1 tRNA gene is annotated in these 545 nt (G+C 41.3%); it reads left to right on the top strand.

Annotated elements, in window-relative coordinates:
• Nucleotides 1-2: 2 nt before the first annotated feature.
• Nucleotides 3-79 (top strand) — tRNA-Ala (locus tag SOM16_RS23040).
• Nucleotides 80-545 lie beyond the last annotated feature (466 nt).

The raw sequence follows: 545 nt of genomic DNA, 5'->3' as shown, positions 1-545 counted from the left end.
CTGGGGGATTAGCTCAGCTGGCTAGAGCGCCTGCCTTGCACGCAGGAGGTCAACGGTTCGACTCCGTTATTCTCCACCATTAAAGGTTGAGGGTTGAGAGGTATAGGGTATAAGGTTAACACCTGTAGCTGAAACTAAACGACAACAGAAAATAAAAACAAAATATATCATCGGGATCGATGATCTACATTGACATAAAGATTAAGACAAGAAGAAACGCCATGGGGCAGATACGATAAAAAGTATTAAACGGTTCGAGACCGGAGTTTTTGACTAATAAGGAATAAGCTTAGGCTTGGGCAGAGGACAATGAAACCCTCCACCCTTATACCCTAAACCTTATACCTTAATAAAGTTCTTTGACATATTGGAAGAAGTTAAAAAAGAAGAGCAAACAACAATAGGCGACTGTTGTGTTTGTGCTCACCGATCAGCGTAGCAATACAAAGTGAGGTATGAGACATCATAACAAGAGCAAAAAAGCATACCATATGGCGCAAAAGGCATATGAGTAGAAGAAAGTAATAAAGAGTACACGGGGGATG

The organism is Pedobacter sp. CFBP9032 (genome assembly GCF_034045265.1).
Taxonomy (GTDB): Bacteria; Bacteroidota; Bacteroidia; order Sphingobacteriales; family Sphingobacteriaceae; genus Pedobacter.
This window is presented reverse-complemented; position numbering and strand designations above follow the sequence as displayed.